This window comes from Brevundimonas sp. SL130 (assembly GCF_026625805.1).
Lineage (GTDB): Bacteria > Pseudomonadota > Alphaproteobacteria > Caulobacterales > Caulobacteraceae > Brevundimonas.
The window spans coordinates 1023375-1038238 of record NZ_CP113064.1; the positions used below are offsets into that span (position 1 = coordinate 1023375).

A 14864-nucleotide genomic window follows, 5' to 3' on the forward strand; every position below is an offset into this window, starting at 1 on the left:
CACCGGCGCTATCACGCGTCCGTGAACGCTCTATCCAAACCCGCCCCCGTCGCCCATCGCCGTTTCGAGGCGCTCGATTCCCTGCGCGGGGTGTGCGCGGTTCTGGTGGTCATGTTCCATATGCCGGTGGCCAGCCATTGGCGGACCTGGGACTTCATTCAGCACGCCTATCTGTTCGTCGATTATTTCTTCGTCCTGTCGGGCTTCGTCATCGCCCATGCCTATGCCGAGCGGCTGAAGACGGGGGCGGACGCTGGGCGGTTCATGGTGCGGCGGTTCGGGCGGATCTGGCCGATGCACGTGCTGATGCTGGCGGCCTATGTCGGGTTGGAGCTGGCGCGGCTGGCCTTCCATTTCGATAGTGCGGCGCCGTTTACCGGGGACCGGTCGGTGTGGGCGATCTTCACCAATCTGGCCCTGATCCAGGCCTGGCACGTCCATCCGCATCTGACCTGGAACGGCCCGTCCTGGACGCTGAGCGCGGAATGGGCCTGTTATCTGATCTTCGCCGGTCTGGTGCTGGTCGCGCCCAAGCGGTTCCGCTGGATCGGCCTGGTTCTGGCCATCGTCGGCGGGGTTCTGGTGGTCAGCTATGCCCGGCGCTGGATGAACACCACCTATGATTTCGCCGTGCCGCGCGCGGTCTACGGCTTCTTCCTGGGCTGCCTGTTGCAGGGTCTATGGATGAATATCCCGCGCCTGAAGGGGCTGGCGGCCACGGGGCTGGAGATCGCGGCCGTCGTCGGAACCTGCGTCTTCGTGGCCTGGGCCCAGGGGCCGGTGACGGTGGCCGTGACCCTGGTCTTCGTCGTCCTGGTCTGGGTGTTCGCGGGCGAGGAGGGGCGGGTGTCGCGCCTGCTGGATCATCCGGCCCTGGTGACCCTGGGGCGCTGGTCCTTCTCCATCTACATGGTCCACATGTTCATCCTGACCGTGATGCTGATCATCGCGCGCAAGCTGGACTGGCTGCCCGGCGGGCGGCGCGTCGATTTCGGCTCGGTCTGGCTGAACGACCTGTTCGCGCTGGGTCTGTTCGGCTTCATCGTCGTGATCGCGGTCGTGGCGCACAATCAGGTCGAACGGCCGGCCCAGTGTCTGATCGACCGCTGGACCAAGCCCAAAGTCGCCTGAGCCCTGAGACGCGTTCAGGCCGCCATCAGCCAGGGCGTTTCCGCCGGGTCCGACCGGGCTTCGTCCCACAGGGCGTCCTCGTCCGAATAGCGGGCGATGGCGGCGGCGGAGATGACGTCCACCACCTGTTCCTCCAGCCGATCCCAGATGACGGCCAGGTCCGACGAGCCGTCGGCTTCGCACGGGACGATCAGATAGCGGTTGGCGTTGACGGCGTGGGTAGGTTGGAAACGAGCCATTTGATGATCTCCTGAAGCGGTCGGCCTCTTGTCGATGATGATGTTATGGCGCACTGATGCGTCAGAAACGGACGTATCGTTCAGGAGCGACGGTGAGACACGACAAGGCGGCCATGGTGATCGACTTGGCGCGGCGGCTGGCCGCCAGCGCCGAGGGCCTGACCTTGGATGAAATGGCGCGCGACATGCGCGTCAGCCGGCGCACCGCCGAGCGAATGCGCGACGCCGTCTTCATGCTGTTTCCGACGGTGGAGGAGGTGTCGGACCCGCCGTCGAAACGCTGGCGTATTCGCGGCGGCCTGTCGGCCTTTGAACAGGCGCCGACCTCGACCGAGATGTTGGAGTTGTCCAAGGCGGCCACGGCCCTGCGCGCGGCGGGCGAACCGGCGCGGGCGGCGGCGCTGGAGGGGCTGGAGCGCAAGCTGAAGGCGGCGATGCGCTCCACCACCCTGAACCGGATGGCCCCGGACCTGGAGGCCCTGGTCCGGGCCGAGACCATCGCCGTCCAGGCCGGGCCGCGTCCGTCTGCCGACGAAGGCCTGCTGACCGCCATTCGCGGGGCGGTGCTGGCGCAACAGCCGCTGGGCTTCACCTATTCCCGACCGGGCGCCGAACCGCGCCGGCGGGCCGTCGCGCCGTGCGGGGTCATGTTCGGCCGCGCCAACTATCTGGTCGCCGCCGACCGCGAGACCGGCCGTATCCAGACCTTTCGCCTGGACCGGATGAGCAGCGTCGCCCCGCAGGAGGGGGTGGCGGTCCCGCCCGCCGACTTCGACCTGGGCGTCTTCGCCAGCCAGTCGTTCGGCATCTATCAGGACGAGATCGAGGAGGTGGTCCTGCGCATCGCCCCTGAAGGCGCGGCCGAGGCCAAGAGCTGGCGCTGGCACCCCACCCAGACGTTCGAGGATCAGGCGGACGGCGGCGTGATCGTGCGGTTCCGGGCGTCCGGCATGCGTGAACTGGCCTGGCACCTGTTCACCTGGGGCGAACAGGCGGTGATCCTGGCGCCCCAGCGGCTGAAGGCGGTCATGGCCGGGGAACTGGCGGCGGCCGGACGCGCTCTGGACGCGGCCCGCGGATGACGAAGGCTTAAGGTGACGCTGTCGCCGGTCGTCGCTATGGCCGCCCTGACCTATCGGAGAGTTTCATGCGTCTGAAGACGGCCCTTATCTGCGCGGGCTTCATCGGCCTTTCGGCCGTGGCCGCCTGCGCCTCTCCCGCCGTCGTCGGACCTCAAGGCCCGCCTGTGGCCGAGGACGGCCGCGTCGCCGTCACCGTCCAACGCGACGGCGACCGCTGGACCGCCGACTATCAGATGGATCGCGACGCCCCGGCCTGGGCCTTCTTCCGGTCGGCCCTGCTGCGCGAAAGCCGCCAGCCCTGGCGGCCGGACTGGTGGCGGGTCGAGACGCCGGGCGTCGTGCTGGAGCGGATCGGCGACTATGATGTGCTGCGCTCGACCGACGGCGGTCCTGTGCCCCGCGACGTCCGTATCGTCATGACGCCGCGTCCCGGCGACCTGGAGGCCGAATATGATCCGGGCCTGGTGTTTTCGGACGGCACGGTGGCGCTGTTTTCCGGTCAGTTCGACGTCATTCCTCTGGAGTCCGCCGCCGCCGCCCGCGCCCTGCCGCGCGATCTCAACGGCGTCGATGTGCCCGGCGGTCCGGCCAGCGTGACCTGGCGCGACCGCGCCGGCCCCGTGCTGTTCAAGGGCGAGCGCCAGTCTCAGGTCACGGCGGTGGACGCCCAGACCTATGTCCTGTTCGGCGACGCGACGACGCGCCAGGGGGAGGGGATCACCACCGTGATCGACCCCGGCCTGCCGCGCTGGCTGGGCGACGAACTGGCCGGTTTCACCCCGCGCGTCATGGCCTATTACGCCCAGCGGCTGGGCCGGGCTCAGGGCGAGGCGCCGACCCTGATGGTCAGCTGGACCGGCCCGACCAAGGCCCTGTCCAGCATGGGGGGCAGCGTCCTGCCGGGCCTGATCTCGATGAATTTCGAAGGGGAGGGGGTGCTGAACCCCGACGCCCAGGCCCTGGCCCGCGCCCACTGGTTCATCGGCCATGAGGCGGCGCATTTCTGGCTGGGCTCGCAGGGGCTGCGCTACCAGTACGCCCGCGAAGCCTGGATCACCGAGGGCGGCGCGGACCTGATGGCGGTGCGGGCCCTGAAGGCCATGGACCCCGCCTATGACGACCGGGCCGAACTGCAACGCGAGGTGGATGACTGCGTCACCCTGGCGGCGGGCAAGCCGGTGTCCTTGGCCGGGGACCGGGGCGACAACCGCGCCTATTACGCCTGCGGCGCGGTGTGGGGGATGGTCATCGAAGCGGCGGAGCGACGCGCCGGCGGCGGCGACTTCTTCGATGTGGTCGCCGAATTCCAGCGCCGCAACAATGCGGACGGCGTCCTGACCCGTGGTGAATGGCTGGGCGCCCTGACCCGCCTGTCGCGCGATCCCACCCTGGCCAACGACATCTCGACCCTGCTGGACCAGGGCGTCGCCGACCCGTCCGCCGTCATCGCCCGCCTGTTCCAGCGCACCGGCGTCGCCTTCCGCCTCGAGAACGGCCGGGTGATCCTGAGCTGAAGATTTTGATGCGGATCAAGGCGAGCAGGCGTCGAAGGGCGCATTCAGGCGATGGCAACAAGGAGCATCGCCATGACCTATGCGAGCCTGATGGTCTATGTGGACGACGAACCCGACAATGTCGCGCGGATCGGTTTCGCGCGCGACCTCGCCGCCATTCATGACGCCGCCCTGATCGGCATATCCGTCAGCGAGCCGGAGCCGCCGCTGGTGGACGCCTATGTCGCCGGGGGCATGGCCGGGGAAATCCTGACCCTGCGGCGGGATCAGGCGGACGGCGAACTGTACGCCGCCAAGACCCGTTTCCTCGAGGCGCTGAAGGACACCGGCATCGCCCACGAATGGCGGTCCGAGACCGGCTATCCCGCCTCGTGCGTCACGCACCACGCCCGCGCGGCGGACCTGATCCTGGTGGGGCGTGACGCCGGACGGCTGCCCTATCGCGCGCCGGACGCGGGCGATCTGATCATGAATATCGGCCGGCCGGTCCTGGTCGCCCCGCCTCACGCCCAGGCCGCGCCGGTCGATGGGGTCGTACTGGTGGCGTGGAAGGAGGGACGCGAGGCCCAGCGGGCCGTCGCCGCCGCCCTGCCGCTGTTGAAACAGGCGCGCGAGGTCAAGGTGGTCGAGATCTGCGCCTCGGCCGACGCCGCCGCCGCCGCCGCGCGGGTCGCCGACGTCGCCGCCTGGCTGCGCCGTCACGGCGTCGTCGCCGAAAGCGAGGCCAAGGTGCGGGATGAACGCCCGGCGGGCGACCGTATCCTGGCCCTGGTCGAACAGATGGGGGCCAATCTGATCGTCTGCGGCGCCTGGGGCCATTCGCGGATGCGCGAATGGGTGCTGGGCGGCGTCACCCAGGCCCTGCTGAACCGCAGCCAATCCTGGCTGCTGCTGAGCCACTGAGGTTTTTGGGGCCTCAGCGCTCTTCGCGGGCGTGGAAGATGCGGGCGACCACGACCACGTCCGCATCGACCCGGTATTGGACGACGTAGCCGCTGGCGCCGAAGGGGATGTAGAGGTGGCGTAGACCGTCCAGGTCGATCCCGATCATCGGGGTCTCCGCCAGTCGGCCTATGGACCGGGTGATGGTATGGCCTGCTCGTCGGGCGGCGTTTGGATTGACGCCCCGCAGAAAGCCGATGACCCGTCGGCGATCCTGAATCGCATCGAGCGACAGCCGTATTTTCAAGCCTTGGCCTTCAACATGGCCTCGATCTCAGCCTCGAAATCCGCCGCCCAGTCCTCGAACTCGACGAAATTGCCGGTGCGGTCGTACTCAGCCAGCCGACGTTTGGCCTCGGTGGTGTCGTAAGGCGTGGTCGGAGGCCAAGGCTCTGGGCTGTCCACGATGAAGGCGGCGTCCTTCTCTCGGACTTCGAAGTCGCCGGAGGGGGCGTCACGCCCGCTCGCGAGCGCCCTGTCCAGGAGTGCGACGGCATAGGCCTCCGGTTCCATACCCGCCGCGCGCGCAGCGACCTTGAGCCGCTCAAGCGCCGCGTCGGTCAGGGGCAGGGTCAGGACGTGATCGGCCATGACTCAACCATGTCACAGCTATGAGTGGTTGTGAACTCACATCGCCGCGAATGGATAGGGGCTGACCGACTTTGACCAGTCGTCCACGGCCAGCGGCCGGTCGATCGGCGCGGCGGCGCGTTCGGCGCAGGGGTGGCGGTGGCACAGGCGGCAGGCGGGGCCGATGGGGGTGACCTCAGGCCGCTCCAGATCCAGGCCGTGGGCATAGGCGAGCCGGTGGGCGTGGCGCAGCTCGCAGCCCAGACCGACGGCCAGGTCGTGGGTCTCGCCGTACCCGTCCTGGCCCTGGCGTTCGACCGTGCGGGCGAAGGTGAACCAGCGGCCGCCGGGCTTTCCGTCTTGGGCGGGCGTCTCGATGATCTGGGTGATGATCCGGCCGGGGGTGCGAAAGGCCGAGTGCAGCCGCCAGCGCGGGCAGGCGCCGCCGAAGCGCGAGAAGGGAAAAGCGCCGGCCGCATAGCGTTTGGAGATGTTGCCGGCCTGATCCACCCGCATCAGGAAGAAGGGCACGCCCCGCGCCGTCGGCCGCGACAAGGTCGTCAGCCGATGCGCCGCCTGTTCATAGCTGACCCCGAACCGGGCCTGGAGCCGCGCCAGGTCATAACCCGTCTCCTCCGCCGTCCGCTGGAAAGCGGCGTAGGGCATCAGGGTCGCGGCTGCGAGCGTGTTGGTCAGGGCGACCTTCAGCAGGGACCGCGTCGGTCCGTCTGGGGCGTTCGCGGCCTGGACCATGTCGTTCAGGGCCGGGCCGTGTTCGACCAGGGCCAGCTGATAGGCGATGGCGAAGGCGCGCGACGACGGCCCCAGGGTTTCGGACAGCAAGAGGCGGCGGCGGTGCAGGTCGTAGCGGCGGGTCCATTCCACCATGACCTCGGCCGGCAGGGTGCGGACGCCCAGGTCGTGTTTGGCCGCCAGCCGCTGGCGGGCGGCGGGTTCGAAGCCGTCGGCGTGGGCCGGCGCCTCGGCCGCCAGGGCCTCGGCCAGGGCCTCGCCCATCTGGTCCAGTTCGGGGAAGTGGTTGCCGCGAGACTGGATATATTCGCGCACCCATTCAGCGGGGCTGGTCTCGACCAGGCCTTCGCCGTTTTCGGCGGCGGCGCGGGCCCGGGTGCGGCCGTCGTCGAAGGCCTGATACAGCCGCAGCAAGGCGTCGGCGACGCCCGGCGCCTCCTCCAGCAGTTGCACCAGTTCGTGGCGTGGGGCGGACAGGCCCTTGAACAGGGGGTCGGCCAGGATCTCGGTCAGACGGGCTTCGTCCGCCGCGCCGCCCTGGTTCAGGCTGCGCAGATCGACGTCGTAGGTTTCGGCCAGCCGCAGCAGCAGCTGGGCCGAAACGGGGCGCTGGTTGCGCTCTATGTGATTGAGATAGCTAGGGGAAACCCCCAGATCGGCGGCCATCGACGTCTGGGTCAGGGCCAGGTCGCGCCGCAGCCGCTTCAGCCGGGCGCCGAGGAAAAGCTTGCGATCAGCGGAGGCGTCCATGGCTGCAGAATGTCACAACATGACCGATGATGCAAAGTCATGATGTGACAAAGTGACATCAATGAGCCGGGTGATGCTGTGTCATTCGTGACTTACGCGTGTTCTTGTCTCCGAGACGGCGGCTGCGGCCGCGCCCTCCAGAGACCGAGTTCGACCATGACCACCTTCGCCGACCTGGTTCCTTCGCCCGCCGGCCGTTTCGACGGCATCGAGCGCCCCTATACGCCGCAAGACGTCCTGCGCCTGCGCGGGTCGGTGCCGGTCACCCATACGCTCGCCGAGCGCGGCGCCAACCGCCTGTGGCAGCTGCTGCACGACGAGCCCTTCATCAACGCCCTGGGCGCGGTCACCGGCAACCAGGCCATGCAGATGGTCCGCGCCGGGTTGAAGGCCATCTATCTGTCGGGCTGGCAGGTCGCGGCCGACGCCAATACGGCCGGGGCCATGTATCCCGACCAGTCGCTGTATCCGGCCAACGCCGCGCCGGAACTGTGCCGCCGCATCAACCGCACCCTGCAACGCGCCGACCAGATCGAGCACGCCGAGGGCGGCGCGAAACGCGATTGGTTCGTCCCCATCGTCGCTGACGCCGAGGCCGGCTTCGGCGGGCCGCTGAACAGCTTCGAGATCATGAAGGCCTTCATCGAGGCGGGCGCCGCCGGCGTCCACTTCGAGGACCAGCTGGCGTCCGAGAAGAAGTGCGGCCACCTGGGCGGCAAGGTGCTGATTCCGACCCAGGCGCATGAGCGCAATCTGGTCGCGGCGCGTTTGGCCGCCGACGTCATGGGCACGCCGACCATCACGGTCGCCCGCACCGACGCCGAAAGCGCCCAGCTGATCACCTCGGACATCGACGAGCGGGACCAGCCCTTCATCGACCGCGACAACCGCACGCCTGAGGGCTTCTTCCGCCTGAAGGAAGGCACGGGTCTGGATCATTGCATCGCGCGTGGCCTGTCCTACGCCAATATCGCCGACCTGCTGTGGTGGGAGACCAGCCATCCGGATCTGGACGATGCGAAGAGGTTCGCCGAAGCGATCCAGAAGAAGCATCCGGGCAAGCTGATGGCCTACAACTGCTCGCCCTCCTTCAACTGGAAGGCCAGGCTGGACGACGCCACCATCGCCAAGTTCCAGCGCGAGCTGGGGGCCATGGGCTACAAGTTCCAGTTCGTGACCCTGGCCGGCTTCCACAGTCTGAACAACGCGATGTTCGAGCTGGCGGACGGCTATCGCGATCGCGGCATGGCGGCCTATTCCGAACTGCAGCAGCGCGAGTTCGCCAACGAATCCATCGGCTACACCGCGACGCGCCACCAGCGCGAAGTCGGCACCGGCTATTTCGACCAGGTCGCCACGGTCATCTCCAACGGCACGTCCTCGACGACGGCGCTGAAGGACTCGACCGAGACCGCCCAGTTCACCCACGCGGCTTAACCCGAAAAGGAACCGCCCAAATGGAACCGCTGACCCGAACCGAAGCCATCATTGACTTCTGCCTGGCGCCCCTGGCGCTCGACACCGGCACGGAGGCCGAACGCGAGGTGCGCCGTCGCATGACGCACGTGCTGCGGACCTATCAGGCCAAGGTCGCCAATCCCATCGCCGTGGACTTCTCGTCCATGCCGTCCCAGGTGATCAACGAAGCCGCCCACGGCTACGAATAGGCCGGGAATGACAAAGGGCGCGTCCCGAACGGGGCGCGCCCTGATATTCGACAGCTTCAGCGGCTTGTCATCGCCTTCTGAAGCCCGCCACCCCGTCAAGCGAAGTGGTCTCAAAGCCCGATGCATTAGCAGAGCGGGGACGGACATGAATTTGGGACTCTAAAGATGCGCTGTCAACCGCTGAAGGCTTAGGGCGCACAGCACGGCGGTTCTGACACCTTTGAGCTGGTCGTCCGTGACGTGGGGTTGGACATATTTCCGACTTCCGTCAGGTCCCCGCCCTACGCCTATGAGCGATAGGCGCTTATGACTTACAGCGGCGAACAGATCGCACTTCGCCCATTTGTGCTGCCCCTCCCAGGGCCTTGGCAGTTCGTGTTTCAGCTCTAAGTCAAAATGATAGTCGCAGATGTCGCGTGGAGCCGTCGTGCTCAGGGGCACGACGTTGCACAGGCCTTCACGGCGCCTGAGGCGGGGTGAAATCACTACGCATAGCCGCCGCTTGACCATTTCCGGCTCGATAAAGCCCGTGCCGTAGTCGCAAAGCAGGATCGCCCCCTGCTTGGGATGAAAGGTGATCGCCATCCTCTATGGCTAGCAGCGTGTGGGGATTTTCGGTAGCGAGCCCCGCAACCTGGGTGCGTCGAAATGAAAAGGCCCGCCCCGATTGCTCGGGGCGGGCCTTATTCTGCTCGCGAGGCTCAGCGCGACGCGGAAGGCGCAGTGTTTAGCGAAGCCGTCGGCGACGGCGCAGGCGTTTGCGTCAGCGTGGTCGATACCGGAGACACGACTGCGCCAGGCGTGCCCGTCTCTTCCGGAGCGCCGACGGTGATCGAGGGCGTGAACACCGCCTGGGTGGTGCAGGTGGCCAGGTCGCGGGCGACGTGACGGCCCAGGCAGAACATGTCCTCATAGCTGGGGCGCGAGGCGGCCAGGCACTGGAACAGCATCAGTTTGGACATGTTCAGGCAGAATTCGCTGTTGCTCTCGACCGCCAGGGCGTCGGTGTTGGCGCGCGCTTCATCCCCGGCGGCGCCGAGCGCGGCCAGGGCCGCGATGGCCAGTGATCGCGTCAGGGCCGGCGTATAGGGCGGCGCCTTGCGGGACGGTTCGACGGAGAGACCCTGGCCGCTGTTGGCGGCGGTGAACAGGCGGCTGGATTCCTCGGCCGACGGCAACATGGTCACCGCCGACAGGGTCTTGGCGCCCTCGAGGCGGATTTCGCGATTTGAAATCGGGGTGACGGCCCAGCGACGACGCGGATCACGCCTTTCCTGAACCGTGTAGGCGTCGGCCTCGACGGCTTCGGCGATGGCGCGCATTGCAATGGCGTCCTTGCCGATGGTGGCCACGATCAGACCGGCGGCGGCGTCGGCGCCGGGCAGGGTGGCGGCATAGGCCGGGTCGGCGATCAACTGGGCGACCATCTGCTGACGCTGGACGGGATCGGCGGCGAACTGGCGCACCCCGGCCACGAACTCGGGCGATTGCAAAGCGATGATCGAACCATAGGCGATCAGGCCGCGCGACAGCTGGGCCGGCTCATAGGAGGCGCCCTTGCGGATGGCGGCCTGAATGGATTCGGCGTCCGGGAAACCGCCGGGCTGAATGGTCGCCGCTTCTCTCAGGAAGGCGACATAGATCGAGGCCGCCTGGGCGACGCCTTCATTCAGGGTGACGGGCGGTGGGGGCGGAGGCGGCGGTGGCGGCGCCGCCTCGGGTTCCTTGGTGCTGCAGCTCGCCAGGAAAGCGGCGGCTGCGAGGGCGGCGATCGACAGGCCGCGGGTCATTAAGGCCTTGGGCATAGGGCGCGTCCACAGAACTATGCGCCCCGAAGGGGCGCTTACTGAAAGGCGCTTATAACGTGCCGAAACGGGTTTGCCGAAAATTAATCGAACAACTTCGACACGGATTCCTCGTTGGCGATCCGTCGGATAGCTTCACCGATAAGCGGAGCGACCGAAACCGTGCGGATTTTCTTGCAGTTCAACACTTCGTGCGGCTGCTCGATGGAGTCGGTGATCACCAGTTCCTTCAGCGGGCCGTCGGTGATCCGCTGTACGGCCGGGCCCGACAGAACCCCATGGCTGATATAGGCCGAGACCTCGGTCGCGCCGTGGTCGATCAGGGCCTTGGCCGCGTTCACCAGGGTGCCGCCGGAATCGACGATGTCGTCGAACAGGATGCAACGGCGGCCTTCGACGTCGCCGATGATGTTCATCACCTCGCTCTCGCCCGCCTTGGGGCGACGCTTATCGACGATGGCCAGATCGACGTTCAGGCGGCTGGCCAGCGAGCGGGCGCGCACCACGCCGCCGACGTCGGGCGAGACGATCATCAGGTCGTCGCCGCGCGAATAGTGTTCGCGGATATCCTGGGCCAGGACCGGGGTGGCCACCAGATTATCGGTCGGGATGTCGAAGAAGCCCTGAATCTGACCGGCGTGCAGATCCATGGTCAGCACCCGGTCGGCGCCGGCGCGGGTGATCAGATTGGCCACCAGCTTGGCCGAGATCGGCGTGCGGCCGCCGGTCTTTCGATCCTGACGGGCGTAGCCGAAGTAGGGCATGACGGCCGTGATCCGCCGAGCGGACGCGCGCACCAGCGCATCCGTGATGATCAGCAGCTCCATCAGATTGTCGTTGGCCGGATAGCTGGTCGACTGAAGAATGAAGACGTCTTCGCCCCGGACGTTCTCTTCGATGACGGCGAAGACCTCGTTGTCGGCGAAACGCTTGACCTGGGCCTTGGTCAGCGGACCGTCCAGGTGGTCCGCGATGGCCTGGGAAAGGGCCCGGTTGGAGTTGCCTGAGAGCAGCTTCATCAGCTGGTCATCCTTTCGCCGTCATCCGACCCCCATGAACGGCGGTCGGTTGGCGCGCTCTTTACCAGCGGTGCCGGGCAGGGCAAGTCGTGTGCGGAGAGTTTTCGTCGGCATGGCGTGTCCCGGTCGTGGGTGCTAGAGATCGCCGCGTTCGTTTCCGGAGGCCTGTCCTAGGGCTGGTCTCCGCTCGTCATGGGGTCGTCCTTGTCCGTTTCTAAGTTCCGTTCCGGCCTGGTGCTGATGGCCGCAGCGGCCGCCGCTCTGACAATTTCGGGTTGCGCCGGCAATAAGCGCCCCAAGCTGGCCTATGAAGAGCGGCCGGTCGAGGCGCTCTACAACACCGGTTATCAGCGTCTGGAACAGAAGCGCTGGGCCGACGCCGTCGACTATTTCCAGGAGGTGGAGCGTCAGCACCCCTATTCGGACTGGGCCCGCCGCTCGATCCTGATGCAGGTCTTCGCCTATTATCAGAACAACAATTACGCCGAAGCCATCGCGGCGTCGGACCGGTTCATCTCGCTGTTCCCGGGCAATCCGTCGGCGGCCTACGCCTTCTACATGAAGGCGGTGTGCAACTTTGAACAGATCACCGACGTGGGTCGTGACCAGGGCTACGCCAACGCCGCCCTGGCCGGTCTGAAGGACGTGGCCCGCCGCTATCCGGGCACGGCTTACGCCACCGACGCCGCCGTCAAGATCGACATGGTCAACGACCAACTGGCCGGCAAGGAAATGAACATCGGCCGCTATTACCAGCGCGCCAACCAGCCGCTGGCGGCCCTGAACCGCTACAAGGCCGTTATCGCCAACCCCGAGTTCCAGCGCACCTCGCACACCGCCGAGGCCCTGTACCGCCTGGTCGAGGTCAATCTGCAGCTGGGTCTGAAGGAAGAGGCGACCCGCAACGGCGCCGTCCTGGGTTACAACTTCCCCGGCAGCCCCTGGTACGCCGAGGCCTATGCCCTGCTGACCGAAAACGGCCAGACCCCGGAAAAAGCCCCCGAGGCCAAGCGCGAATCCTGGCTGCAGCGGATCATCCCCGGCTGATCGTCCCCTTGACGGTCAGATTTATGTAGTTACATAAATGATCGTCTTCGACCCGGCGAAGGATGAGGCCAATATCGCCAAGCACGGCGTCTCGCTGTTGCGAGCCGACGAGATCCAGATGCAAGACGCCTTGATCGAGGTGGATGACCGCTTCGATTACGGCGAGCCGAGATGGATCGCCTACGGCGAACTGGACGGGCGGCTGCACGTTCTGGCCTTCACGGTTCGAGACGCAAGGGTGCGGGCCATCAGCCTGCGCAGAGCCAATGACCGGGAGCTGAGATATGTCCGAGAACAAAGGGGTGTCGGAAGCGGCCTCTGAGCCTTTTCTCGACGAGGACGACGCGCCTGAGCTGACCGCAGAGCGGGCGGCGAAACTTCGCCCCGCACGTGACGTCCTGCCCGACTATATCCTCAACCAGTTCAAACGCGCCCCCGGCCGCCCCAAGGCCGAGGCGCCCAAACAGCAGGTCACCCTGCGGCTGGACGCCGATCTGCTGGAGCATTGGCGCGCCCAGGGGCCGGGCTGGCAGTCGGGCATCAACGCCGCCCTGCGTCGGGCCTCCGGTCTCTGATTCCTTTCACGCCGCCACGCGCTAGACTGCGCCCCATGCCGAATCGCGTGCGCCCATGCTGACCGCCCTTTCCATCCGCGACGTCGTCCTGGTCGACGTGCTGGATCTCGACGTCGAGACCGGATTGACCGTGCTGACCGGTGAGACGGGGGCGGGCAAGTCGATCATTCTGGACGCCCTCGGTCTGGCCCTGGGCGGGCGCGGCGACGCCGGCCTGGTGCGCCACGGGGCCAAACAGGCTGTGGCCACCGCCATCTTCAGCGCCCCGGACGATCCCGACCTGCTGGCCCTGATCGCCGACAAGGGATTCGAGGTCCAGCCGGGCGAGGATCTGATCCTGCGCCGGGTGCTGAACGCCGACGGCCGCAGCCGCGCCTATGTCAACGACCAGCCCGCCGGGGTCACGGCCCTGCGCGAGATCGGCGCCGCCCTGGTCGAGGTTCACGGCCAGCATGAGACCGTCGGCCTGCTGGACTGGCGCACCCACCGGGGCCTGCTGGACGCCTATGGCGGGCTTCAGCCCCAGCTCCAGGCCGTCGCCGCCGCCGCGACCAAGCTGAAGGCCGCCGAGGCCAAGCTGGCCGAGCTGAAGGCCCAGGCCGCCGACGCCGCCGCGCGTCTGGACGAGATCAGCCAGAACCTGTCCGAACTGGACGCCCTGGACCCTCGCGCCGACGAGGAGACGGAACTGGCCGGCGAACGCGCCCTGCTGGGCGCCGCCGAAAAAGCCATCGCCGACTTAGCCGACGCCCGCACCCAGCTGGGCGGCGACAAGCTGAGCCAGAAGCTGGGCGCGGCCCTTCGCGCCGTCGAACACGCCCGCCAGCGCGCCGGCCAGGCGGGGGCCGAGGGCGACCATCCGGTCATCGTCAAACTGTCCGCCGCCGTCGAGGCCATCGACCGCACCATGGTCGAGGCGGCCGAGGCGGTCGCCGCCGTGGACGCCGCCGCCGACGCCTTCGACTATGAGCCCGGCCGCCTGGACAAGGCCGAGGAACGGCTGTTCGCCCTGCGCGCCGCCGCCCGCAAGCTGAACACCACGGTCGACGCCCTGCCTTCCTTACGCATCCGCCTGCGCGAGCAACTTCGCCTGATCGAGGACGGCGAAGAGGCCCTGGCCAACGCCGGCCGCGAAGCCGCCGAGGCCGCCGAATCCTACGACCTGGCCGCCACCTTCCTGACCTCGGCGCGCGAGGCGGCGGCCGACCGCCTGACCGCCGCCGTCATGGGCGAACTGGGCCCGCTGAAGCTGGAGCGCGCCCGGTTCCGCGTCGCGCTTGAGCCGATCGAGGGCCGGCGCGGCCCCGATGGAGTCGAGACCGTCCGCTTCCAGATCGCCACCAACGCCGGAACCGACTTCGGCCCGCTGGACGCCATCGCCTCGGGCGGCGAACTGGCCCGCTTCGCCCTAGCCATGAAGGCCGCCCTGGCCAGCCGCGAGGACATGCGCCAGCCGGTCATGATCTTCGACGAGGTGGACCAGGGCGTCGGCGGCGCCGTGGCCGAGGCCGTCGGCTCGCGCCTGAAACGCCTGTCCACCGGCGCCCAGGTCCTGGTCGTCACCCACAGCCCCCAGGTCGCCGCCCGCGGCCACGCCCACTGGAAGGTGATGAAGGCCGACCACGACGGCGCGACCACCACCACCGTCGTCGCCCTGGACGACGCGCGCCGTCAGGAGGAGATCGCGCGGATGCTGTCGGGGGCGGAGATCACGGATGAGGCAAGGGCGGCGGCAAGGGCGTTGATCGGGTAGGGGGGGGGGCGAGGCGA

Annotated in this window: 17 protein-coding genes; 10 read left to right on the forward strand and 7 right to left on the reverse strand. The window is 67.7% G+C overall.

Annotation, left to right across the window (positions count from 1 at the left end; translation table 11 throughout):
* The first annotated feature begins 21 nt into the window (after positions 1–21).
* On the forward strand, positions 22–1131 hold the full coding sequence (locus tag OU998_RS05125; RefSeq protein ID WP_267515755.1) for an acyltransferase family protein: 1110 nt from the start codon (positions 22–24) through the stop codon (positions 1129–1131).
* 14 nt (positions 1132–1145) lie between these two features.
* On the opposite strand, the gene OU998_RS05130 is transcribed toward OU998_RS05125, so the two are convergent.
* Positions 1146–1370: a hypothetical protein gene (locus OU998_RS05130; protein ID WP_267515756.1), complete on the reverse strand. Its 225-nt coding sequence runs from the start codon at positions 1368–1370 to the stop codon at positions 1146–1148.
* A 92-nt stretch (positions 1371–1462) separates the two neighbouring features.
* Between OU998_RS05130 and OU998_RS05135 the strand changes: the two genes are divergently transcribed.
* From OU998_RS05135 to OU998_RS05145, 3 genes are all read left to right on the forward strand, one after another.
* Positions 1463–2452, forward strand: a complete 990-nt coding sequence (locus OU998_RS05135) for a helix-turn-helix transcriptional regulator (protein ID WP_267515757.1) — start codon at positions 1463–1465, stop codon at positions 2450–2452.
* A gap of 65 nt (positions 2453–2517) precedes the next feature.
* A complete protein-coding gene (locus OU998_RS05140) occupies positions 2518–3966 on the forward strand; it encodes a hypothetical protein (protein WP_267515758.1) in 1449 nt (482 codons plus the stop codon).
* A 72-nt stretch (positions 3967–4038) separates the two neighbouring features.
* Positions 4039–4869 (forward strand): universal stress protein, encoded by an 831-nt coding sequence (locus OU998_RS05145; RefSeq protein WP_267515759.1) that lies wholly within the window; start codon positions 4039–4041, stop codon positions 4867–4869.
* 13 nt (positions 4870–4882) lie between these two features.
* Here OU998_RS05145 and OU998_RS05150 read toward each other — a convergent pair whose 3' ends face one another.
* From OU998_RS05150 to OU998_RS05160, 3 genes are read right to left on the reverse strand one after another with little or no spacing between them, the layout of a single operon-like run.
* Positions 4883–5155 carry a type II toxin-antitoxin system RelE/ParE family toxin gene (locus tag OU998_RS05150; protein WP_267515760.1) on the reverse strand — a complete coding sequence of 91 codons (273 nt, stop codon included), beginning with the start codon at positions 5153–5155 and terminating at the stop codon, positions 4883–4885.
* On the reverse strand, positions 5152–5499 hold the full coding sequence (locus tag OU998_RS05155; RefSeq protein ID WP_267515761.1) for a hypothetical protein: 348 nt from the start codon (positions 5497–5499) through the stop codon (positions 5152–5154). Before OU998_RS05155 ends, OU998_RS05150 begins: the two co-directional genes overlap by 4 nt.
* Before the next feature lie 36 nt (positions 5500–5535).
* Positions 5536–6981 (reverse strand): helix-turn-helix domain-containing protein, encoded by a 1446-nt coding sequence (locus OU998_RS05160; protein ID WP_267515762.1) that lies wholly within the window; start codon positions 6979–6981, stop codon positions 5536–5538.
* Between the two features lie 156 nt (positions 6982–7137).
* Between OU998_RS05160 and aceA the strand changes: the two genes are divergently transcribed.
* Together aceA and OU998_RS05170 are read left to right on the forward strand one after the other, a co-directional pair.
* Positions 7138–8418, forward strand: coding sequence for an isocitrate lyase (aceA, locus tag OU998_RS05165; RefSeq protein WP_267515763.1), 1281 nt, complete (start codon positions 7138–7140; stop codon positions 8416–8418).
* Positions 8419–8438: 20 nt separating this feature from the next.
* Positions 8439–8648, forward strand: coding sequence for a hypothetical protein (locus OU998_RS05170; RefSeq protein ID WP_267515764.1), 210 nt, complete (start codon positions 8439–8441; stop codon positions 8646–8648).
* Between the two features lie 159 nt (positions 8649–8807).
* Here the strand turns inward: OU998_RS05170 and OU998_RS17045 are convergent, their stop codons facing one another.
* From OU998_RS17045 to OU998_RS05180, 3 genes are all read right to left on the reverse strand, one after another.
* The gene (locus OU998_RS17045; protein WP_420709807.1) at positions 8808–9233 is read right to left on the reverse strand and encodes a type II toxin-antitoxin system PemK/MazF family toxin; all 426 of its coding nucleotides are present in this window, start codon (positions 9231–9233) and stop codon (positions 8808–8810) included.
* A gap of 116 nt (positions 9234–9349) precedes the next feature.
* Positions 9350–10453, reverse strand: a complete 1104-nt coding sequence (locus OU998_RS05175) for a hypothetical protein (RefSeq protein WP_267515765.1) — start codon at positions 10451–10453, stop codon at positions 9350–9352.
* Between the two features lie 83 nt (positions 10454–10536).
* Entirely contained in the window at positions 10537–11472 is a 936-nt protein-coding gene (locus tag OU998_RS05180; protein ID WP_267515766.1) for a ribose-phosphate pyrophosphokinase, read from the reverse strand.
* A 192-nt stretch (positions 11473–11664) separates the two neighbouring features.
* Here OU998_RS05180 and OU998_RS05185 point away from each other — a divergent pair, with 192 nt between their 5' ends.
* From OU998_RS05185 to recN, 4 genes are read left to right on the forward strand one after another with little or no spacing between them, the layout of a single operon-like run.
* Complete coding sequence (locus OU998_RS05185; protein ID WP_267515767.1) at positions 11665–12519, forward strand: outer membrane protein assembly factor BamD; 855 nt, start codon at positions 11665–11667, stop codon at positions 12517–12519.
* Positions 12520–12556: 37 nt separating this feature from the next.
* Complete coding sequence (locus OU998_RS05190; protein ID WP_267515768.1) at positions 12557–12841, forward strand: BrnT family toxin; 285 nt, start codon at positions 12557–12559, stop codon at positions 12839–12841.
* Entirely contained in the window at positions 12804–13094 is a 291-nt protein-coding gene (locus tag OU998_RS05195; protein WP_267515769.1) for a BrnA antitoxin family protein, read from the forward strand. Before OU998_RS05190 ends, OU998_RS05195 begins: the two co-directional genes overlap by 38 nt.
* A 55-nt stretch (positions 13095–13149) precedes the next feature.
* Positions 13150–14847: a DNA repair protein RecN gene (recN, locus tag OU998_RS05200; RefSeq protein ID WP_267515770.1), complete on the forward strand. Its 1698-nt coding sequence runs from the start codon at positions 13150–13152 to the stop codon at positions 14845–14847.
* The last annotated feature ends 17 nt before the right edge of the window (positions 14848–14864 follow it).

Coding starts and splice junctions, on each gene's coding strand:
- OU998_RS05130 (WP_267515756.1), bottom strand. CDS start 1,370: ATGGCTCGTTTCCAACCTACCCACGCCGTCAACGCCAACCGCTATCTG.
- OU998_RS05140 (WP_267515758.1), top strand. CDS start 2,518: ATGCGTCTGAAGACGGCCCTTATCTGCGCGGGCTTCATCGGCCTTTCG.
- OU998_RS05145 (WP_267515759.1), top strand. CDS start 4,039: ATGACCTATGCGAGCCTGATGGTCTATGTGGACGACGAACCCGACAAT.
- OU998_RS05155 (WP_267515761.1), bottom strand. CDS start 5,499: ATGGCCGATCACGTCCTGACCCTGCCCCTGACCGACGCGGCGCTTGAG.
- OU998_RS05160 (WP_267515762.1), bottom strand. CDS start 6,981: ATGGACGCCTCCGCTGATCGCAAGCTTTTCCTCGGCGCCCGGCTGAAG.
- aceA (WP_267515763.1), top strand. CDS start 7,138: ATGACCACCTTCGCCGACCTGGTTCCTTCGCCCGCCGGCCGTTTCGAC.
- OU998_RS05170 (WP_267515764.1), top strand. CDS start 8,439: ATGGAACCGCTGACCCGAACCGAAGCCATCATTGACTTCTGCCTGGCG.
- OU998_RS17045 (WP_420709807.1), bottom strand. CDS start 9,233: ATGGCGATCACCTTTCATCCCAAGCAGGGGGCGATCCTGCTTTGCGAC.
- OU998_RS05175 (WP_267515765.1), bottom strand. CDS start 10,453: ATGCCCAAGGCCTTAATGACCCGCGGCCTGTCGATCGCCGCCCTCGCA.
- OU998_RS05180 (WP_267515766.1), bottom strand. CDS start 11,472: ATGAAGCTGCTCTCAGGCAACTCCAACCGGGCCCTTTCCCAGGCCATC.
- OU998_RS05185 (WP_267515767.1), top strand. CDS start 11,665: ATGGGGTCGTCCTTGTCCGTTTCTAAGTTCCGTTCCGGCCTGGTGCTG.
- OU998_RS05190 (WP_267515768.1), top strand. CDS start 12,557: ATGATCGTCTTCGACCCGGCGAAGGATGAGGCCAATATCGCCAAGCAC.
- OU998_RS05195 (WP_267515769.1), top strand. CDS start 12,804: ATGTCCGAGAACAAAGGGGTGTCGGAAGCGGCCTCTGAGCCTTTTCTC.
- recN (WP_267515770.1), top strand. CDS start 13,150: ATGCTGACCGCCCTTTCCATCCGCGACGTCGTCCTGGTCGACGTGCTG.